A 15,748-nucleotide genomic window follows, 5' to 3' on the forward strand; every position below is an offset into this window, starting at 1 on the left:
TGTGCGGAGTCGAACCTTCCGGCGTGTCCGCACGTCAGGGCGTGCCCGGCACCGTACGGCACGGCAGGCTTCGCCCGAATTGCCGCACGTGGGGGCCCGGCCGGGCGGCCGCCGTCAGGCCCGCCCCAGCTCCCCCCGCAGCCGTCGCGCCCGCAGCACCAGTTCCAGCTCGAAGCGGCGGTCGGGGTCGTCGACCTCGTCGCCCCACAGCTCCCTGATCTGGCGCAGGCGGTAGCGGACAGTTTGCGGATGCACACCAAGGCGGGCGGCCACCTCGGGGGCGCCGCCGCGGGTTTCCAGCCAGGCGAGCAGGGTCTCGGCGAGGCGGCGGCCATGGGCGGGGCCGCAGTGGTTGAGCGGGGCGAGGCAGCGGCGGGACAGGTCCTCGATGAGCTCCTCGGGCTGGAGCAGGACCAGCGCCTCGGTGTGCTCGGTGCAGTACAGGACCTCACCGGAGGGCAGCAGTCCACGCCCCATCAGGGCGACCGCGGCCTCCGCCCAGCGCAGCGACTTGGCCGCGTCGGCGAGCGGCACGGGCGGGCCGATGGCGCCGGACCAGCCGGTCATGGCGCGGCGCAGGAGCTCGGGGCGGCCCGCGGCGTCCGGGTCGGGCACGACCATGCGGGGCTGCTCGGCCTCCATGTCGAGCAGGACGCCCTCGCCGACGGCGGGGGCCACGGCCTCGCGGGCGGGGCGCAGCAGCACGCCGACGGCGACGCGTTCGGGCAGCTGCCAGCCGACGCGGGCGGCCCGCTCGTCCAGGCCGTTCTCGGCGCCGAGCGCGGAGGCGGCGGACGTGTCGGGGCGGCGCTCGGACAGCAGCAGCTCCATGAGTTTGCGCTGCAGCCGCAGGCGTTCTCCGGCCTGCCGGGCGGCGGCCTCCGCGTAGCCGCGCACCGACTGGTCGACCAGGCCGTCCAGGTACTCGAAGCCGGATTCGGCCAGTTCGTACATCGCCGGGGGCGGGATCTCGGTCTGCTGACCGATTTCGGCCAGGCGGCGCCAGGCGAGCCGGACGCCGAGGCGGTAGATGGCCTGGAGCGAGTCGAGACTGCGGCCGTGCAGGCCCTCGCCGCGGCCGAATTCCTGGAAGACCTCCGGGTGGTAGCGCGGCCGGCCCTCCCGGGTGGCGAGCTGCTGGACGAAGCCCTCCAGGGCGCGGCGGATCCCGATGAGCGCCATCGGCTCGCCGGAGTCATCGAGAACGACCGGAAGACCGGGGTACTCTGCCCGGATTTCGCGCAGAATGTCCTGCGCGAGGATGGGCACTTCCTCCAAGGCGAGCGCGGCGAATCTGCGCACCTGGAGCGGCGGGACGTCGCGCCAGGCGGAGCGCTGCTGCGCGGAGCCCGGGCTTCCGGGAACGCCGTCCGGGAAGTTCCCGGGCGCGCTCTCGGAGACGCTTTCGGAGATGGCGGCCACGTCGGTCACTGGTCCCGCTCGGGCGACTCGTAGTGCACGAGCGGCCGGTTCGGCTGGTCGGGCGTGGCGTTCAGGAGCGCGACGATTCCCAGGGCGGCGCCCACGGCGAGAGCCGCGGCGACCGCGACGGTCAGCGTGGCGGCGAGCAGTCGGTGCATACAGGGTCAGCCTCTCTGCTGGAGGTCGTCCCCACCCCGCTCCGCAGGAGGACAGTGTCAACAACGCATTGACACTGCGTCAAGGGTCCGCCTACGTTCGCGGCTCATACGGACCAGTAACTCCGTGGAAACAGCGCCGCAGCATTTCGGGCAATCCGGCGGCAGCAGCACCGCACCAGTCCCACAACTCGTCGGTAATCCAGCACAGTTGACCGACCGACCCCTGTTCGCCCTCACGGCAGGAGCGCCGGATGCGCCGTACAGCTTCGCCCTTGTCCCTGGTCCTGCTCGGCCTGGGCGCTTTTCTGCTCGTCCTGGCCCCGATGCTGGCCTGGTACGTCGAGCCACGGGCCAAACGCACGCCCATTGATGTCGATCAGATAACGGTCTTCAAGGGGACCGGCAGCTATTTCGACACCGGGAAGATCAAAACCGTCCGCGACCAGGACCTGACCATCACCCGGCAGGTGCGCGGCGACGTCGCCGACAGCGAGAAGTCGGGGCGGGCGATCTGGGACGTGTCGACGTCCGTCGACCCCGACAAGTCGCTGCCCGCGGCCGATCCGCACGATTCGCTCCAGTGGACCCTGGAGCGCTGGGTGACCGACCGGAAGACCAACGCACCGGTGCACTGCTGCGGCGAGAAGCCGTACTTCGAGGGGGAGGCGTACCTGAAGTTCCCCTTCGACGTCCAAAAGCGCACCTACCAGTGGTGGGACAGCACCCTCGGCGCGACCGTGCCGCTGGCCTACCAGGGCAAGAAGAAGATCCAGGGCTACGAGGGACTGCGCTTCACCGGCACCGTGCAGGCCACCAGGACCGGCACCCGCCAGGTCCCCGGCCGCCTCGTCGGCCAGCCCAGGCGCAGCCAGGTCATGGCCGAGGAGTGGTACGCCAACCACGGCATCGAACTGGTCGCCGACCAGCGCACGGGCCGGATCATCTACGCGGCGATCGGCCCCCGCAAGACGCTGCGCGCGCCCGGCGGCAAGAAGGACGTGACCGTGCTGCTCGACAGCGAGCGGATCGGGTTCACCAAGAAGACCCAGCAGGCCCAGGTGGACCTGGCGGACGACGACAGCTCGCGGCTGAAGCTGGTCGGCGAGACGCTGCCGCTGCTGTCCGTGATCCTCGGCGGGGTGCTCGCGATCCTGGGCGGGGTGCTCGTGCTGCGTGGCCGGGAAAAGCGGGCGAACGGTTCGGGGAGGGACGGTGAAGGACCGGATTCGATGGGTCCACATTCCGATACGTCCCCAAATTCCCTGCAACCCACCACGATGTGATGAGACGTCAGCGTCAAGAAGGGCCGAAATTGTCACCCCGGTGAGTAGCCGCACCGTTAGGTGCGGCGAAAACTATCCATCCCACCCAGACACAGTCCCCGCACAGTCCCAGCACATCGACTGCGCATCCGCACCGGTGTTCCGTCCCTCCGAACACCGGAGTCCCGCCCCGCACCGCCGGGACCGACCCGGTCCCGGCAGCACCCTCCGCTCCACCCGCTCCACCGGATCCATTCGCGCCACCCGTACGACCGGGCCCCACCCCGGATCCACCCGAACTCCCCCACAGTTCCGCACCCCGAGACGAGTTGGAGCACCCATGCCCCAGCACGTGCCGTCGTCGCTGCGCCAGGTCGCACCGCGGCCCGCGTGGCCCCTTCCGGCGCTCCCCCCACAGCCGCGCCGGATCGCCTTCCTCGCCCGCCGCGACCTGGGAAACCCGGCCGCAGGCGGCTCCGAACTCCTCGTCGACCGACTGGCCGACGGGCTGACCGCGCAGGGCCACCAGGTCACGCTGCTGTGCGGCGGACCTGCCGCCTACCGCGACTACCGCGTGGTGTCGGCGGGCGGCGACCTGGGCCACTACCTGCGCGCCCGGTCGGCGTTCACGCGCCAGATCGGCGACACCGACCTGCTGGTCGAGGTGTGCAACGGCATGCCCTACCTCGCCCCGCTGTGGCACCGCGGCCCCACCCTCTGCCTGGTCAACCACGTCCACACCGAGCTGTGGGCGATGCGCTTCCAAGGCCCCCTCGCCCCGGCCGCGCGCCTCGGGCGGCGCCTGGAGCACTGGTCGCTCTCGGGCGCCCAGCGCGGCAACCTGCTGGTCGCCGTGTCGCCGTCGACCGCGACGGCGCTGCAGGACCTGGGCGTCGACCCCGACCGCATCCGCGTCGTGCACAACGGCGTGGCGGAGCCCGGGCCGCTGCACGAGCGCTCGGACGAACCGCTGTTCCTGGCCATGGGCCGGCTCGTCGAGTACAAGCGCGTCGATCTGCTGCTGCGGCTGTGGGAGCGGGTCCGCCCGGTCACCGGCGGCCGTCTGGTGATCGTCGGCGACGGCCCGGAGCGGCAGCGCCTGGAGCGTCTCGCGGGCCCCGGCGTGCAGTTCACCGGCCATGTCTCGGAGGCCGAGAAGCACCGGCTGCTGTGCGAGTCGTGGCTGCTCCTGCACCCCTCGGCCGTCGAGGGCTGGGGCCTGGTCGTCACCGAGGCCGCGGCGCGCGCGACGCCCGCGATCGGCTTCGACGTACCCGGCGTACGCGACTCCATAGAGGACGGGGTGACCGGGCTGCTCGCGCACGGCGAGAGCGCGTTCGCCGCGGCCTGGTGCACGCTCGCGCTCAGCGCCGAGCGGCGCCGGTCCTTCGGCAAGGCCGCGGCGGAGCGCGCCGCGCACTTCCGCTGGTCGAACACGGTGCGCCAGTTCCGTGCGGTGGCCGCGGAGGCCGTCGCCGCGCACCAGCCGCCGTCGGTGAAGGGGTCTGCGTGAGGGACCCGTCGCTGCGCCGCTCCGTGACCCTGTTCCGGGCCTTCCTGCGGGAGCAGCAGGAGCCGGAGAAGTGCTACGCGCTGCTCGCCCGGGACGCCGCCGACCAGGTCGAGCGGCACCTTCCGGTCAAGGACCGGGTGGTCGTCGACGTGGGCGGCGGCGGCGGCTACTTCACCGAGGAGTTCCGCAGGCGCGGCGCGCAGGCCTACCTCTTCGAGCCCGACCCGCACGAACTCGGCGCGAAGCCGCCCGAGGGCTCCGTGGTGGCCGACGGCTATCTGCTGCCGCTCGCCGACGGCGTCGCCGACGTCACGTTCTCCTCGAACGTCCTGGAGCACGTCGACGACCCGGGCACCTTCCTCAGCGAGATGGTCCGGGTCACCCGGCCCGGCGGTCTCATCTACGTGGCGTTCACCAACTGGTACTCCCCCTGGGGCGGCCACGAGTGGGCGCCCCTGCACTACTTCGGCGCCGAGCGGGCCCGCGCCCGCTACGAGCGCCGCACCGGAAAACCCGCCAAGCACAAGCTCGGCGAGAACCTCTTCGCCCACCACGTCGGACCCACGCTCAGACAGGTGCGGGCCCGCGACGACGTCGCCGTCGTCTCGGCCCGCTCCCGCTACTGGCCGTTCTGGGCCGAAACGGTCGCGAAGGTCCCGGGCGTGCGCGAAGTCGCCACCTGGAACCTCCTCCTCATCCTCAGGCGGTGTCCATGACCACCACGGTCCAGTCCCCACCCCCGGCGGCCCTGAAGCCGACGGCGCCCGCGCCCGAACCCGGGCGCGGCCCGCGCTCACGGCGCTGGCTCGCCGGGTTCTGGGCTGTGGTGTTCGTGTGCTTCCTCGCCGTGAAACCGGGGCGGATGACGTTCGACACCAAGCTCGGTGTCGCCGTCGACCCCTGGCAGTTCCTGTCCGACCTCGGCCAGCTCTGGCACGACCGGGGCGGCTTCGGCGGCATCCAGGACCAGTACATCGGCTACGCCTTCCCGATGCTGCCGTTCTACGCCCTGGCCGACCTCCTGCAGCTGCCGGTGTGGCTGGCCGAGCGGCTCTGGATGTCGGTGATCGTCGCGGTCGCCTTCTGGGGCGCGCTGCGGCTCGCGGAGCGGCTGAACATCGGCAGCAGCGGCTCGCGGCTGCTGGGTGCGGTCGTGTACGCGCTGTGGCCGACGTTCACCGTCGTGGTCGGGTCGACGTCGGCGGCGGCACTGCCCGGGGCGTTCCTGCCGTGGGTGCTGATCCCGCTGACCAACGACCGCGTGACCGCGCGGATCGCGGCGTTCCGCTCGGCGCTCTTCATCCCCTTCATGGGCGGCGTGAACGCGGCGTCGACGCTGGCCTCGCTGCTGCCCGTGGCCCTGTATCTGCTGTCGCGGCCGAACGGGCCGCGCAAGCGCAAACTCATCACCTGGTGGGTGCCCGGCGTCATCCTGGCCACCGCCTGGTGGGTGGTGCCGCTGCTCCTGCTCGGCTTCTACGGCGAGAACTTCCTGCCGTACGTGGAGAACTCGGCGACCACGACCGGCACCATGTCGGCCACCGAGACGCTGCGCGGCGCCGGGAACTGGGTGGCGTACCTCCACTTCGGCGAGGCCTGGCTGCCCGCCGGGTGGACCGTCGCGACGTCCGTGATCGCCGTCGTCTGCTCGGCGTTCGCCGCGGCCCTCGGCCTCGCCGGGCTGGCCCGGCGCGACCTGCCGGAGCGGCGCTGGCTGGTGCTCACCGTGCTCTCGGTCGCGCTCGTCACCCTCGCCGGGTACGGCGGCGTGTTCGGCGCGCCCTTCCACGGCACCGTGCAGGACTGGCTGGACGGCGGGCTCGTACCGTTCCGCAACATCTACAAGTTCCAGACCGGGCTCGCGCTCGCCCTGGCCTTCGGCCTCGCGCATCTGGTGGGCGTGGCGGCGCAGGCGCGCGGGGCGCGGCCGGTGCGGGGGCGGCGGTACGCGCCGCTCGTGGCCGCGGTGCTGGTGATTCCCGGGCTCGCCTGGCCGTACCTCAACGGCTCGATCCTGCAGCCGGGTTCGTTCCAGAAGCTGCCGAACTACTGGGACACGACGGCCGACTGGCTGGACAAGTACTCCCCGGACTCGCGCGCCCTGGTCGTGCCCGCGACCGCGCACGGCATCTACACCTGGGGCTCCCCCATCGACCAGCCGCTCGACGTGCTCGCCGACTCCCGCTGGGCCCAGCGCGACTACGTGCCGTTCGGCGCCAAGGGCAACCGGCGCGCCATGGACGCCGTCGAGCAGGCCCTGATGACCGGCGGCCAAGTCCCGGGCCTGCGCGACTACTTGACGCGCGCGGGGCTCTACTACGTCGTCGTACGCAACGACCTCGACCCCGACCAGATCGGCTACGTCCCGACGGCGACCGTCAAGCGCACCCTGGAGCAGTCCGGGTTCAAGCGGGTCACCGGGTTCGGGCCGACCGAGACCGGCGGGCGGATCGCCGACGACACGCCCGTGCAGGTCGAGGGCCTGTACCCGCGCCAGCGCGCGGTCGAGATCTACGCGCCCGGCGAGGGCGCCCAGCGCCCCGGCCAGGCGGGCCTGAAGCCGGTGGCCAACACGGCCGTCGTCAGCGGCGGCCCCGAGGCGCTGCTCCCGCTGTCCGCCGACCCGGACATGAAGGACCGCCCGGCCGTCCTGACCGGCGACAACCACCCGGGCCTCGGCTCGCCGCCCGCCCTGCAGGCGGTCGGTGACGGGCTGCGCCGCACCGACACGCGCTTCGGCCTGGTCAACACCAACACGTCGTACCCGTACACCAAGGACGAGAAGAACGCGCCGGACGCGCTCCAGGACGGCGGCGCGAAGCCCCGGCAGATCCTGCCGACCAAGGGCGTCAAGCACCAGACCGTGGCGGAGCTGCGCGGCGCCAAGTCCGTGACGGCCTCGTCCTACGGCAACTGGCTGTTCCACCTGCCGCAGTTCGACCCGGTGAACGCCTTCGACGGCAACCCCGACACCGCCTGGACGGAAGGCAACCCGGGCAGCCCGGACGACGAGTGGATCAAGGCGGAGTTCACCAAGAAGACCGCCATCCCGTCGTCGTTCAAGGTGACGCCGCTGCCGCAGCAGGGCGTGCGGTCCGCGCCGACGAAGGTGCTGGTGGAGACCGAGCAGGGCAAGAAGGTCTCGTACCTGCGGCCCAACGGCCAGACGCAGCGCGTCAAGGCCGAGCCGGGCGACTCCGCGTGGCTGAAGCTGACCATCCTCGACGCGCAGGTCGCCCACAAGGGCCTGACCGGCGCCGGGTTCGCGGAGATCAGCATCCCCAAGGTGCAGATCACCAAGCTCCTGCGGATGCCCGCCGACACCGCGGGCACCGACGGCGAGGACGCCGACGCCACGACGTACTCCATGCACCGCTCGGCCGACCAGTCCGGTCTGTCGCCGGTGACCTCCGAGGCCGGGCTGCACCGCCGCTTCACCACCACCGCCGACGGCAGCTACCAGGTCAAGGCGAGCGCGGTCGCCGTCCCCGGCTCGGAACTCGACGACCTCCTCTACAAGGTGGCGCCGGACCAGCGCGAGCAGATCATCGCCAGCGCCGACTCGACGTCCGACCTCGGCGGCGGGCTCTCGCCCCGCAACCTGACCGACGGCGACCTGACGACCGCGTGGATCGCCGGTGACCGGCCGGTCATCCATCTGCGGTGGCCCGGCAAGGTGCCCGTCGGCGAGATCGTCCTGCCGCCCGCGGGCGGACTGTCCACCCGGCCGGAGAAGATCGAGATCAGCTCTCCGGACGGTGCGGCGACCGCCGGTGTCGACGAGAACGGCAACGCCCGCTTCGCACCGATCACCACCGACCGCCTCGACATCACCATCACGAAGACGGCGCCGCTCACCCTGCACAACCCGGTGGCGGACGAGAAGCTGCAGCTGCCCGTCGGCCTCACCGAGGCCTACATCCCGGCGCTCGACAAGTTCCGCACCAAGCAGCCCGACCCGGATCGCACCTTCGCGCTCGCGTGCGGCGCGGGCCCGGCGGTCTCCGTCGACGGCAAGCTGTACGCGACGAGCGCCAAGGGCACCGTGCGGGACCTGGTGGACCGGCGGCCCGTCGACCTGACGCTGTGCGACGACAACAAGAAGAAGTCGTCGGTGGACCTCGCCGCCGGACAGCACCGCGTGGAGGCCGGTGACGGGGGCCCGCTCGCCGTCACCGATGTGTCCCTCACCCGCGGCACCCCGGGCACCCTCGTCACCAAGGCCCGCGAACTGAAGATCAAGGACTGGCTCGGCGACCGCCGCGAGGTGGCCGTCGGCGACGGCGCCGCCCAGTACCTGTCGACCTACGAGAACGTCAACGACGGCTGGAAGGCCACCCTGAACGGCAAGGAGCTGCGCTCGGTGCGGCTCGACGGCTGGCAGCAGGGCTGGCTGGTCCCGGCCGGCGAGGGCGGCACGGTCAAGCTCACCTACGAGCCGTCCACGGCGTACGAGGCCGGGCTCATCGGCGGCGGCGTGGGCGTCCTCGCCCTGGTGGCGCTGGTGTTCGTGCGGCGCCGCGAGCCGAACCCGGACGGCCCCGGCGTGACACCGCCCGGGCCCGGTCCGGTGCTCGGCACGGTCGCGCTGACGCTGGTGGCCGTGGTCGTCGCGGGCTGGTTCGCCGTGCTCGTGCCCGTGCTCGCGGTGATCGCCTGGCGCAAGCACACGCTGCTCGTGCCGCTCGCGTTCCTGGCGATGGCCGGGGCCGGTGTCGCCGCGGCGACCGGTGCGGGCGAGGCCGCCGCGGCGGACGAGGGCGCCTTCGGGCACACGGCTCAAGTCCTGGCGTTCATCGCGCTGTTCGCGGCGTTGGTGAGTGTGCGGGAGCGGGCCGAGGCGCCGGGTGCCGTGGTGGGCGTCGCGGGTCCGGGGGGTGCCGGGGGTGTGGGCAGTCCAGTGCGCCCGGGGGGTCCGGCGGGGTCCGGCGGTCCGGCAGGCCCCGGGGGCTTCGGCAGCCCCGCGGGCCCGGGTGCCCCGGCAGGGTTCGGTGCCGCGGGCGGAGCCACCCCCGCGCCGCCCCGGCCGCAGGGCGACCCCGACGCGGTGACCATGCCGCTGGGGCCCGACCGGGACCTGGGTTCGCCGACGGCGCCACCGCTGCCGCACCGCAGGCGCGGGGACGGCCCCGACGGCGGGGACGGCGCGACCGAGGCCTCCGCGCCCGGCGTCGGATCGCCGGCAGAACCCGGCGCGTCCCCGGACGTCCCGCCGTACGCGGCCGGACCGACCCTCTCGGCCCGCGGCCCGGACCCGTTCCGCAAGGACGCGCCCGAGCCCGTGGACGACACCCGTCCGGACGAGGACACCCCGACGGACGAGGGCACCCCCGGCCGGGGTACCCGCTCCGGAGAGGACCCGCGCCCGGGAGAGGACAACGCACCATGACCGCCCTGGAACACCCGGCCCGGCGTGCGGACGGCCCCGGCCGTCCGCCGCGCCGGGTGCCGTTCCCCGTCGTCGACGAGGTCGCCCGGCACTGCCTGCAGGAGGAGGAGCCGGAGACCGTCCACATCGAGGTGCACCTGCCGGGCACGCCGGACGCCGAGCGGCTGAAAGCGGCGTTCGGCGAGGCGCTGCGGCGCCACCCGCGCATCCTGGTGCGGGAGGCGCGCGGCCCTTGGTACCGGCGCCGCTACGAGTGGGAGCTCACCGACGGGCCGGACGTGGAGGTGGTCACGTTCCCGGCGCCGGTCCCCGACGCCCTGAAGCGGGCCCGTGAGCGCGCCCTGTGCGACGCGCCGCCGCTGCACGCGTCCCCGCCGATCCGGCTTGAGGTCGTCGCCGACGCGGACGCGGCCTCCAGCGTGCTGTTCCTGACCATCAACCACACCGCGCTCGACGGCCCCGCCTGTCTGCGGGTGCTGGCCACCGCCGCCGAGCTGTACGGCGGCCGGGACAACGCGCCCGCCGCGCCCCCGACCCGTACCCCCGTGGCCGCCGACGCGTCCGGGACGCCCGCGCAAGGCCCCTCGGGGCTGCCCTCCCCGTGGGCCCCGCCCGCGCGCGTCGCCCACGGCGCGCCCGAGCGGCCCCCGGCGGCCCGGCCGGGCGGGGCCGCGCCGGTGCCCGGCACCGGTCTGTCCGGCAACGGCATGCTCGTCGCCGAGCTGCCCGTGCCGCGCCGCCCCAAGGGCGCGCCGTACACCGTCAACGACCAGCTGATGGTCGCGACCGCGCTGATGATCGCGCACTGGAACCACGAACACGGCGCGAAGCCACGGCCGTTGCGCATCACGATGCCCGTGGACGACCGGCCGCGCGACATGACGATGCCCATCGGCAACGGCACGCGGCTCGTCGAAGTGCCGTTCGGCGCGGGCGAGTTGGCGCCCGAGGACGGTGGCGGGCGGCTGGGCCCCGACGAGCTGGGACCCGAGCGGATCCATGCCCTGCTGCGCCGCACCTCCGACCGCACCCGCGCCCTCAAGGCCCTGTCCCGGCCGCAGCTCGGCCACGGCGCCGCCCTGCTCACCGCGCCGGTCCTGCCGGTGACGATGCGGGCCGCCGTCACCCGGGGCCTGCGCAGGGCCGCCGGGCCGTGGACGTCGACGACCCTGCTCAGCAACATCGGGCGGGTGCCGTACGCCCTCGACTTCGGGGACGCCGGCGCGGCGACCGCCGTGTGGTTCTCCGCGCCCGCCCGCATGCCGCGCGGCCTGACCGTGACGACCGCGTCCACCGCGGGCCGGCTGCACCTGGCCCTGCGCTGGTCGCGGACGCTGCTCAGCCACGGCGACGGCGCCCACCTCCGCGACCTCTTCGAGCACTATCTCCGTGCCACGCAGGACCTCCACCCGACCCCGGAGGACGGCGGCTCATGACGACCACCAGCGCCACCCCGCACCAGGAAGGGACCGAACGGCCTTACGAACTGCGGGACTTCTACGAGAACCCGGACGTGCCCGTGGCCTCGGGCGACGCCCGCAGCCTGCGCCAGGCCCGGATGCTCGCCGCCGCCCTCGGCCCCGCGACAGCCGGTGCCGGAGTCGTCCTCGACATCGGCTGCGGCGACGGCAGCGCCGCCCGCGTCGCCGCGCCGCTGCTCGCCGGGCACCGCGTCATCGGCGTCGACTGGTCCCAGGACGCGCTGCGCCGCGCCAGCGGCCACCTGCCGTACGTCGTGCGCGGTGAACTCACCGACGGCGGCCTGCCGTTCGCCGACGGATCGGCGGACGCGGTGCTGTTCAGCGAGGTCATCGAGCACCTCGTGGACCCCGACAGCGCGCTCGACGAGCTGCGCCGCGTGCTGCGGCCCGGCGGCCATCTGATGCTGTCCACGCCCAACCTCGCCGCCTGGTACAACCGCGGGCTGCTGCTCGCGGGCGTGCAGCCGGTGTTCTCCGAGGTGAGCCTGCGCGGCATCCACGGCCGCCCCGGGCGGGAGGTCGTGGGCCACCTGCGGCTCTACACCGCCCGCGCGCTGCGGGAGTTCGTGGCCGCGTCGGGCTTCGACGTCGTACGGCTCGCGGGCGCGCCCTTCCACGGTGTGCCGCGGCCACTGCGCGCCCTGGACAGACTCGCCTGCGCCGTGCCGGGCGCCGCCTCCATCCTGCTCCTGCACGCCCGAAAGGCGTAGCCGTGTGGTGGGGTGTGGCCGCGGCGCTGCTCGCGAACCTGCTCTACAGCACCGGCTTCGTCCTGGAGAAGCGGGCCCTGACCTCGATGCCGTCGGTCAGCGTCCGCAACCCGGCCCGGCTGCTCCGCCAGGTGATCTCCAGCCCGCTGTGGATCGGCGGTTCGCTGGCGCTGGCCGCGGGCTTCGGCGCGCAGCTCGTCGTCTACCGGACGCTGCCGATCGCGGCGGCCCAGGGCATCTTCGTCTCCGGGCTCGTGCTGCTCCTGCTCCTGTCGGCGAAGCTGCTCGGCGAGCGCACCTCGGGGCGCGAGCGGTACGCGGTCGGCGCGATCCTCGCCGCGCTCCTGATGGTCGTGCTCTCCCTGAAGGAGGGCACGGACACGGTCGGCCGCGACGCGCCCGCGCCGCTCGTCCTCACGGTCTGCCTGCCGTCGCTCGCGGCGGGCCTGTGGCTGTACGCCTCGGCCGAGCGCCGCACCCGCAGCAAGCACCGCCAGCCGACGACGGGCGTGGAGTACGGCGTCGCCGTCGGCCTGCTGTACGGCGTCAGCTCGCTGGCCATCAAGGGCGTGTCCAGCCATCTGCCCACGGACGGGCACGGCGGCCTCGGCGGCGCCCTGGTCGACCTGCTGCGCTCCCCGTACCCCTATCTCCTGCTCTTCACCGGCGCGTTCGGCCTGATCATGTCGCAGGCGGCGCTCCAGCGGTGCCGGGCCTCACTGATCGTTCCGGTGTGTACGACGGTGACGTCGCTGTTCACCGCCGTGCTCGGGACGCTCGCGTTCGGCGAGGCACTGCCCCACGACCCGGTGCGGCTGACGCTGCGGGTCGCGGGGACGGTGCTCGCGGTGGCGGTGCTCCTGGTCATGCCCAAGCACGACGACCCCGCACCCGCGGCACCCGTCAGAACCGACCTGCCACCCAAGGAGTTGACGCCCTGATGAACCCCGACGACCCGCTGCTGAAGATCCTCGCCTGCCCCCTCGACAAGGGCCCGCTGATCCTGCTCTCCCCGGAGAGCGCCCTCCCTGCCGACCCGCCCCCGGACCCGGCGCCACTGCCCGAACAGGCCCTCTACAACCCGCGCCTGCACCGCCGCTACCCGATCGTGGACGGCATCCCGCAGCTCCTGCCGTCCTCCGGTGAACAGGTCTCGGAGGACGAGCACGAGCGGCTCCTCAAGCTGATCTCGCCGTGACGCCCGCCGCCCGCAAGACCCTCGCCGCCCGCGTCGCGCCCCGGCTCCCCACTCGCGCGGTGGCCGCCCTGGCCCGGCTCGTCTATCCGCGCTTCGAGCCCGAGCTGGCCCGCCTCGGCGAGCTGTGCCCGCCCGACTGCGGCACGGCCGTGGACGTCGGCGGCTGGTACGGGCCCTGGTCGCGGCGGCTCGCCCGGCGGGCCCGGCGCGTGGTGACCGTCGAGCCGGTACCGCATCTGGCGCGGCTGCTCACGGCGGCCACGCCCGGCAACGTCCGGGTGATCCAGGCGGCGGCGGGCGCGGAGCCCGGCACCGCCCGGCTGTGGCTGCCGCACGACGACCGGGGCGACCGGGGGGTGTCCTCGCTGGTCCGCAGGGACGGCGTGCACGGCACCGCGCTCGACGTGCCGTGCGTGGCGCTCGACGGGCTCGGCCTGCACGACGTGCACTTCATCAAGATCGACGTGGACGGCCACGAACTGCCCGTCCTGCGCGGCGCCCGCGCACTCCTGGACCGGGACCGCCCGGCGCTCTTCGTCGAGCTGGAGGCCCGCATCCAGCCGATCGCCCCGGTCGTCGACCACCTCACCCACACCCACGGCTACCGCGGCTGGGTCCTGCCCGACGACATCTGGCTGCCCCTGGACGCCTTCGACCTGGAGGCGCACCAGCGCGCCACCTCGTACGTCGTGGCGCAGGGACTGCTGCGGCGCGCGCTGACGCCGCGGCGGCCGCGGTACGTGAACTCGGTGCTCTTCCTGCCGGACGGGCGGCGTCCGGGCGGGCGGGCCGTGCGGGACCATGGGGTGCATGTGCGCTAGCTCCGCCGCCGGGCCCGGGCCCTCCCGTCCGCCCGGCCCGTTCACGCCGCTCGACTTCCAGCTGGTGCTGCTGCGCCGCATGGCCGACCACAATCCGGACCTCGTCGAGGACGCCCGGCACGAGCTCGGGGTGTCCATCGCCGACATGCGCGAGGCCAACCGCCGCTGGCAGGCGATGCTGCACGCGCGCAAGGGGCGCGCGGCGGTCTCCCGGTATCGCTCCGTCCTCGGCGCCCCCGAGACGACCGCCCCCCGGAAGATCGGCGACCTGGAGTGCGAGGCACTGCTGTGGCCGGTGCCGCTCTGGCCCGACCTGCGCTTCGAGGTGCTGCTCGGGCCGAACGCGGCGGTGTGGAACGAGTGGCTGATCCGCGCCCCCGGCGCTCCCGGGCCCGCCCTGCGCACCGTCGCCGACCTCACGCCCTGGTCGTGCACGGTGGACGAGGCCGCCCGCGCGTTCGCGCCCGCGCGGCCGATGGAGGGGACGGCGCCGACGCGGTGGCGGCTCGCGTTCTGTGCGCCGGAGGCGGCGACGGGCGAGCGGCGGCGCTGTGTCGCGGAGTTCACATGGGGGCTGTTGCAGCGGGTGTCGTTCCCGGACGGGTGAGGCGGGGCCCGGCCGCCCGCTCCCTGGGCCACTGGCCGACTGGCCGACTGGCCGACTGGCCGACTGCCTTACTGGGCCGCCTTGACGATCAGTTCCGTGACCCGGGGCAGCGAGTCCGGGTGCACGCCGAGGAAGAGATTGGGCTCGACGAGTTCGAGCTCCATGACGTGCGGACCGTCGTCCGGATCGTCCCCGTCCACCAGGTCCACGCGTGCGTACAGCAGCTCGGGCGAGCCGGGTATCGCCGCCAACGCCCGCTCGGCGACGTCGAGTTCGGCGGCGGTGGGCCGCCAGGGCCGCAGGTCGGGGTGGGGCACCTTGTCGGCGTCGTACGCGGTGCCGGGCGCCAGCACCGCGCCCTTCTGAATGGCGTGCAGGAACTCCCCGCCGACGAAGACGAGCGCGCGCTCGCCGGTGACGTCGATGCGCCGCATATAGGGCTGCACCATGGCGGTGAAGCCCTCCTCGTGCAGGCGGGCGATGTGCGCGCGGGCGGCGTCCCGCTCGTCCGCGCCGTACCTGGCGGCGTACCGCGCACCGGCCCCGGAGGTGGGCTTGACGACGAACTCCCGGTCGGCGGGAGGCAGTTCGTCGTGTTCGCCGGGCGCACGGTAGACGGTCCGCACGGTGGGGACACCGGCGGCGGCCAGCTCGCCCAGGTACCGCTTGTCGGTGTTCCAGCGCACGACGGCCGCGGGGTTGGCGAGGCGCGTGAGCGCGGCGCACCGGTCGGCCCAGGCCACGTACTCGTCGGTGCGCCAGCTGTAGTCCCAGGTGGAACGGATCACCACGAGGTCGAATCCGGCCCAGTCGACGTCCGGGTCGTCCCATCCGACGATCCGGGCCTCGGCCCCCGCCCCGTCGAGGGCCCGCGCGAGGACCGGCAGGTCGCGGTCGTGCACGGGCCGCGGGCGACAGGTGACGAGCGCGATGCGGGGACCTGCCACGGGGACTCCTTTGTCGTACACACTTCGTACGCGTGCCGCGTACGCGATCAGGGCCCCCGCAGGCTAACAACCGCGCGCCACCCGCCTCAGAGAATAAAGACGCTCTGAGCGGCCTCCGCGCCGTACGTCTCGCCGGGGTGCACGAGCCACGCGACCCACACCCTGTGACGAGCGTGCGGAGGCAACCACACCCCGGTCGCGCGCCGTCCACACTCCCCTCACACTCCCCCCGGTTCCGTC

The 15,748-nt window shown here is 73.7% G+C and carries 13 protein-coding genes; 10 read left to right on the forward strand and 3 right to left on the reverse strand.

Annotated features, from left to right (window positions below):
* Window positions 1-114: 114 nt before the first annotated feature.
* Window positions 115-1,302 carry a PucR family transcriptional regulator gene (locus IE274_RS00655; protein ID WP_229909153.1) on the reverse strand — a complete coding sequence of 396 codons (1,188 nt, stop codon included), beginning with the start codon at window positions 1,300-1,302 and terminating at the stop codon, window positions 115-117.
* Window positions 1,303-1,427: 125 nt separating this feature from the next.
* Entirely contained in the window at window positions 1,428-1,580 is a 153-nt protein-coding gene (locus tag IE274_RS00660) for a hypothetical protein (RefSeq protein ID WP_190113547.1), read from the reverse strand.
* A gap of 251 nt (window positions 1,581-1,831) precedes the next feature.
* On the opposite strand from IE274_RS00660, the gene pgfA reads away from it, so the two are divergent.
* The 10 genes from pgfA (at window position 1,832) to IE274_RS00710 (ending at window position 14,561) form a co-directional block, all read left to right on the forward strand.
* Window positions 1,832-2,863 carry a cell envelope lipid trafficking protein PgfA gene (gene pgfA / locus IE274_RS00665; protein WP_190113548.1) on the forward strand — a complete coding sequence of 344 codons (1,032 nt, stop codon included), beginning with the start codon at window positions 1,832-1,834 and terminating at the stop codon, window positions 2,861-2,863.
* A gap of 319 nt (window positions 2,864-3,182) precedes the next feature.
* Window positions 3,183-4,355 carry a glycosyltransferase family 4 protein gene (locus IE274_RS00670; protein ID WP_190113549.1) on the forward strand — a complete coding sequence of 391 codons (1,173 nt, stop codon included), beginning with the start codon at window positions 3,183-3,185 and terminating at the stop codon, window positions 4,353-4,355.
* A complete protein-coding gene (locus tag IE274_RS00675) occupies window positions 4,352-5,071 on the forward strand; it encodes a class I SAM-dependent methyltransferase (RefSeq protein WP_190113550.1) in 720 nt (239 codons plus the stop codon). Before IE274_RS00670 ends, IE274_RS00675 begins: the two co-directional genes overlap by 4 nt.
* Window positions 5,068-9,744, forward strand: coding sequence for a DUF3367 domain-containing protein (locus IE274_RS00680; protein ID WP_190113551.1), 4,677 nt, complete (start codon window positions 5,068-5,070; stop codon window positions 9,742-9,744). Before IE274_RS00675 ends, IE274_RS00680 begins: the two co-directional genes overlap by 4 nt.
* On the forward strand, window positions 9,741-11,180 hold the full coding sequence (locus IE274_RS00685; RefSeq protein ID WP_190113552.1) for a condensation protein: 1,440 nt from the start codon (window positions 9,741-9,743) through the stop codon (window positions 11,178-11,180). Before IE274_RS00680 ends, IE274_RS00685 begins: the two co-directional genes overlap by 4 nt.
* Complete coding sequence (locus IE274_RS00690; RefSeq protein ID WP_190113553.1) at window positions 11,177-11,935, forward strand: class I SAM-dependent methyltransferase; 759 nt, start codon at window positions 11,177-11,179, stop codon at window positions 11,933-11,935. The genes IE274_RS00685 and IE274_RS00690 overlap by 4 nt, the downstream gene beginning before the upstream one ends.
* Window positions 11,936-11,949: 14 nt before the next feature.
* The gene (locus tag IE274_RS00695) at window positions 11,950-12,876 is read left to right on the forward strand and encodes a DMT family protein (RefSeq protein ID WP_190114061.1); all 927 of its coding nucleotides are present in this window, start codon (window positions 11,950-11,952) and stop codon (window positions 12,874-12,876) included.
* Window positions 12,876-13,133 carry a Trm112 family protein gene (locus tag IE274_RS00700; RefSeq protein ID WP_190113554.1) on the forward strand — a complete coding sequence of 86 codons (258 nt, stop codon included), beginning with the start codon at window positions 12,876-12,878 and terminating at the stop codon, window positions 13,131-13,133. Before IE274_RS00695 ends, IE274_RS00700 begins: the two co-directional genes overlap by 1 nt.
* Window positions 13,130-13,954 carry an FkbM family methyltransferase gene (locus tag IE274_RS00705; RefSeq protein ID WP_190113555.1) on the forward strand — a complete coding sequence of 275 codons (825 nt, stop codon included), beginning with the start codon at window positions 13,130-13,132 and terminating at the stop codon, window positions 13,952-13,954. The genes IE274_RS00700 and IE274_RS00705 overlap by 4 nt, the downstream gene beginning before the upstream one ends.
* Complete coding sequence (locus IE274_RS00710) at window positions 13,935-14,561, forward strand: hypothetical protein (protein ID WP_190113556.1); 627 nt, start codon at window positions 13,935-13,937, stop codon at window positions 14,559-14,561. Before IE274_RS00705 ends, IE274_RS00710 begins: the two co-directional genes overlap by 20 nt.
* Before the next feature lie 68 nt (window positions 14,562-14,629).
* Here the strand turns inward: IE274_RS00710 and IE274_RS00715 are convergent, their stop codons facing one another.
* On the reverse strand, window positions 14,630-15,508 hold the full coding sequence (locus IE274_RS00715; protein WP_190113557.1) for an ATP-grasp domain-containing protein: 879 nt from the start codon (window positions 15,506-15,508) through the stop codon (window positions 14,630-14,632).
* Between the last annotated feature and the right edge of the window lie 240 nt (window positions 15,509-15,748).

It is taken from the genome of Streptomyces flavofungini (genome assembly GCF_014650815.1).
In the GTDB taxonomy this organism is placed as follows: domain Bacteria; phylum Actinomycetota; class Actinomycetes; order Streptomycetales; family Streptomycetaceae; genus Streptomyces; species Streptomyces flavofungini.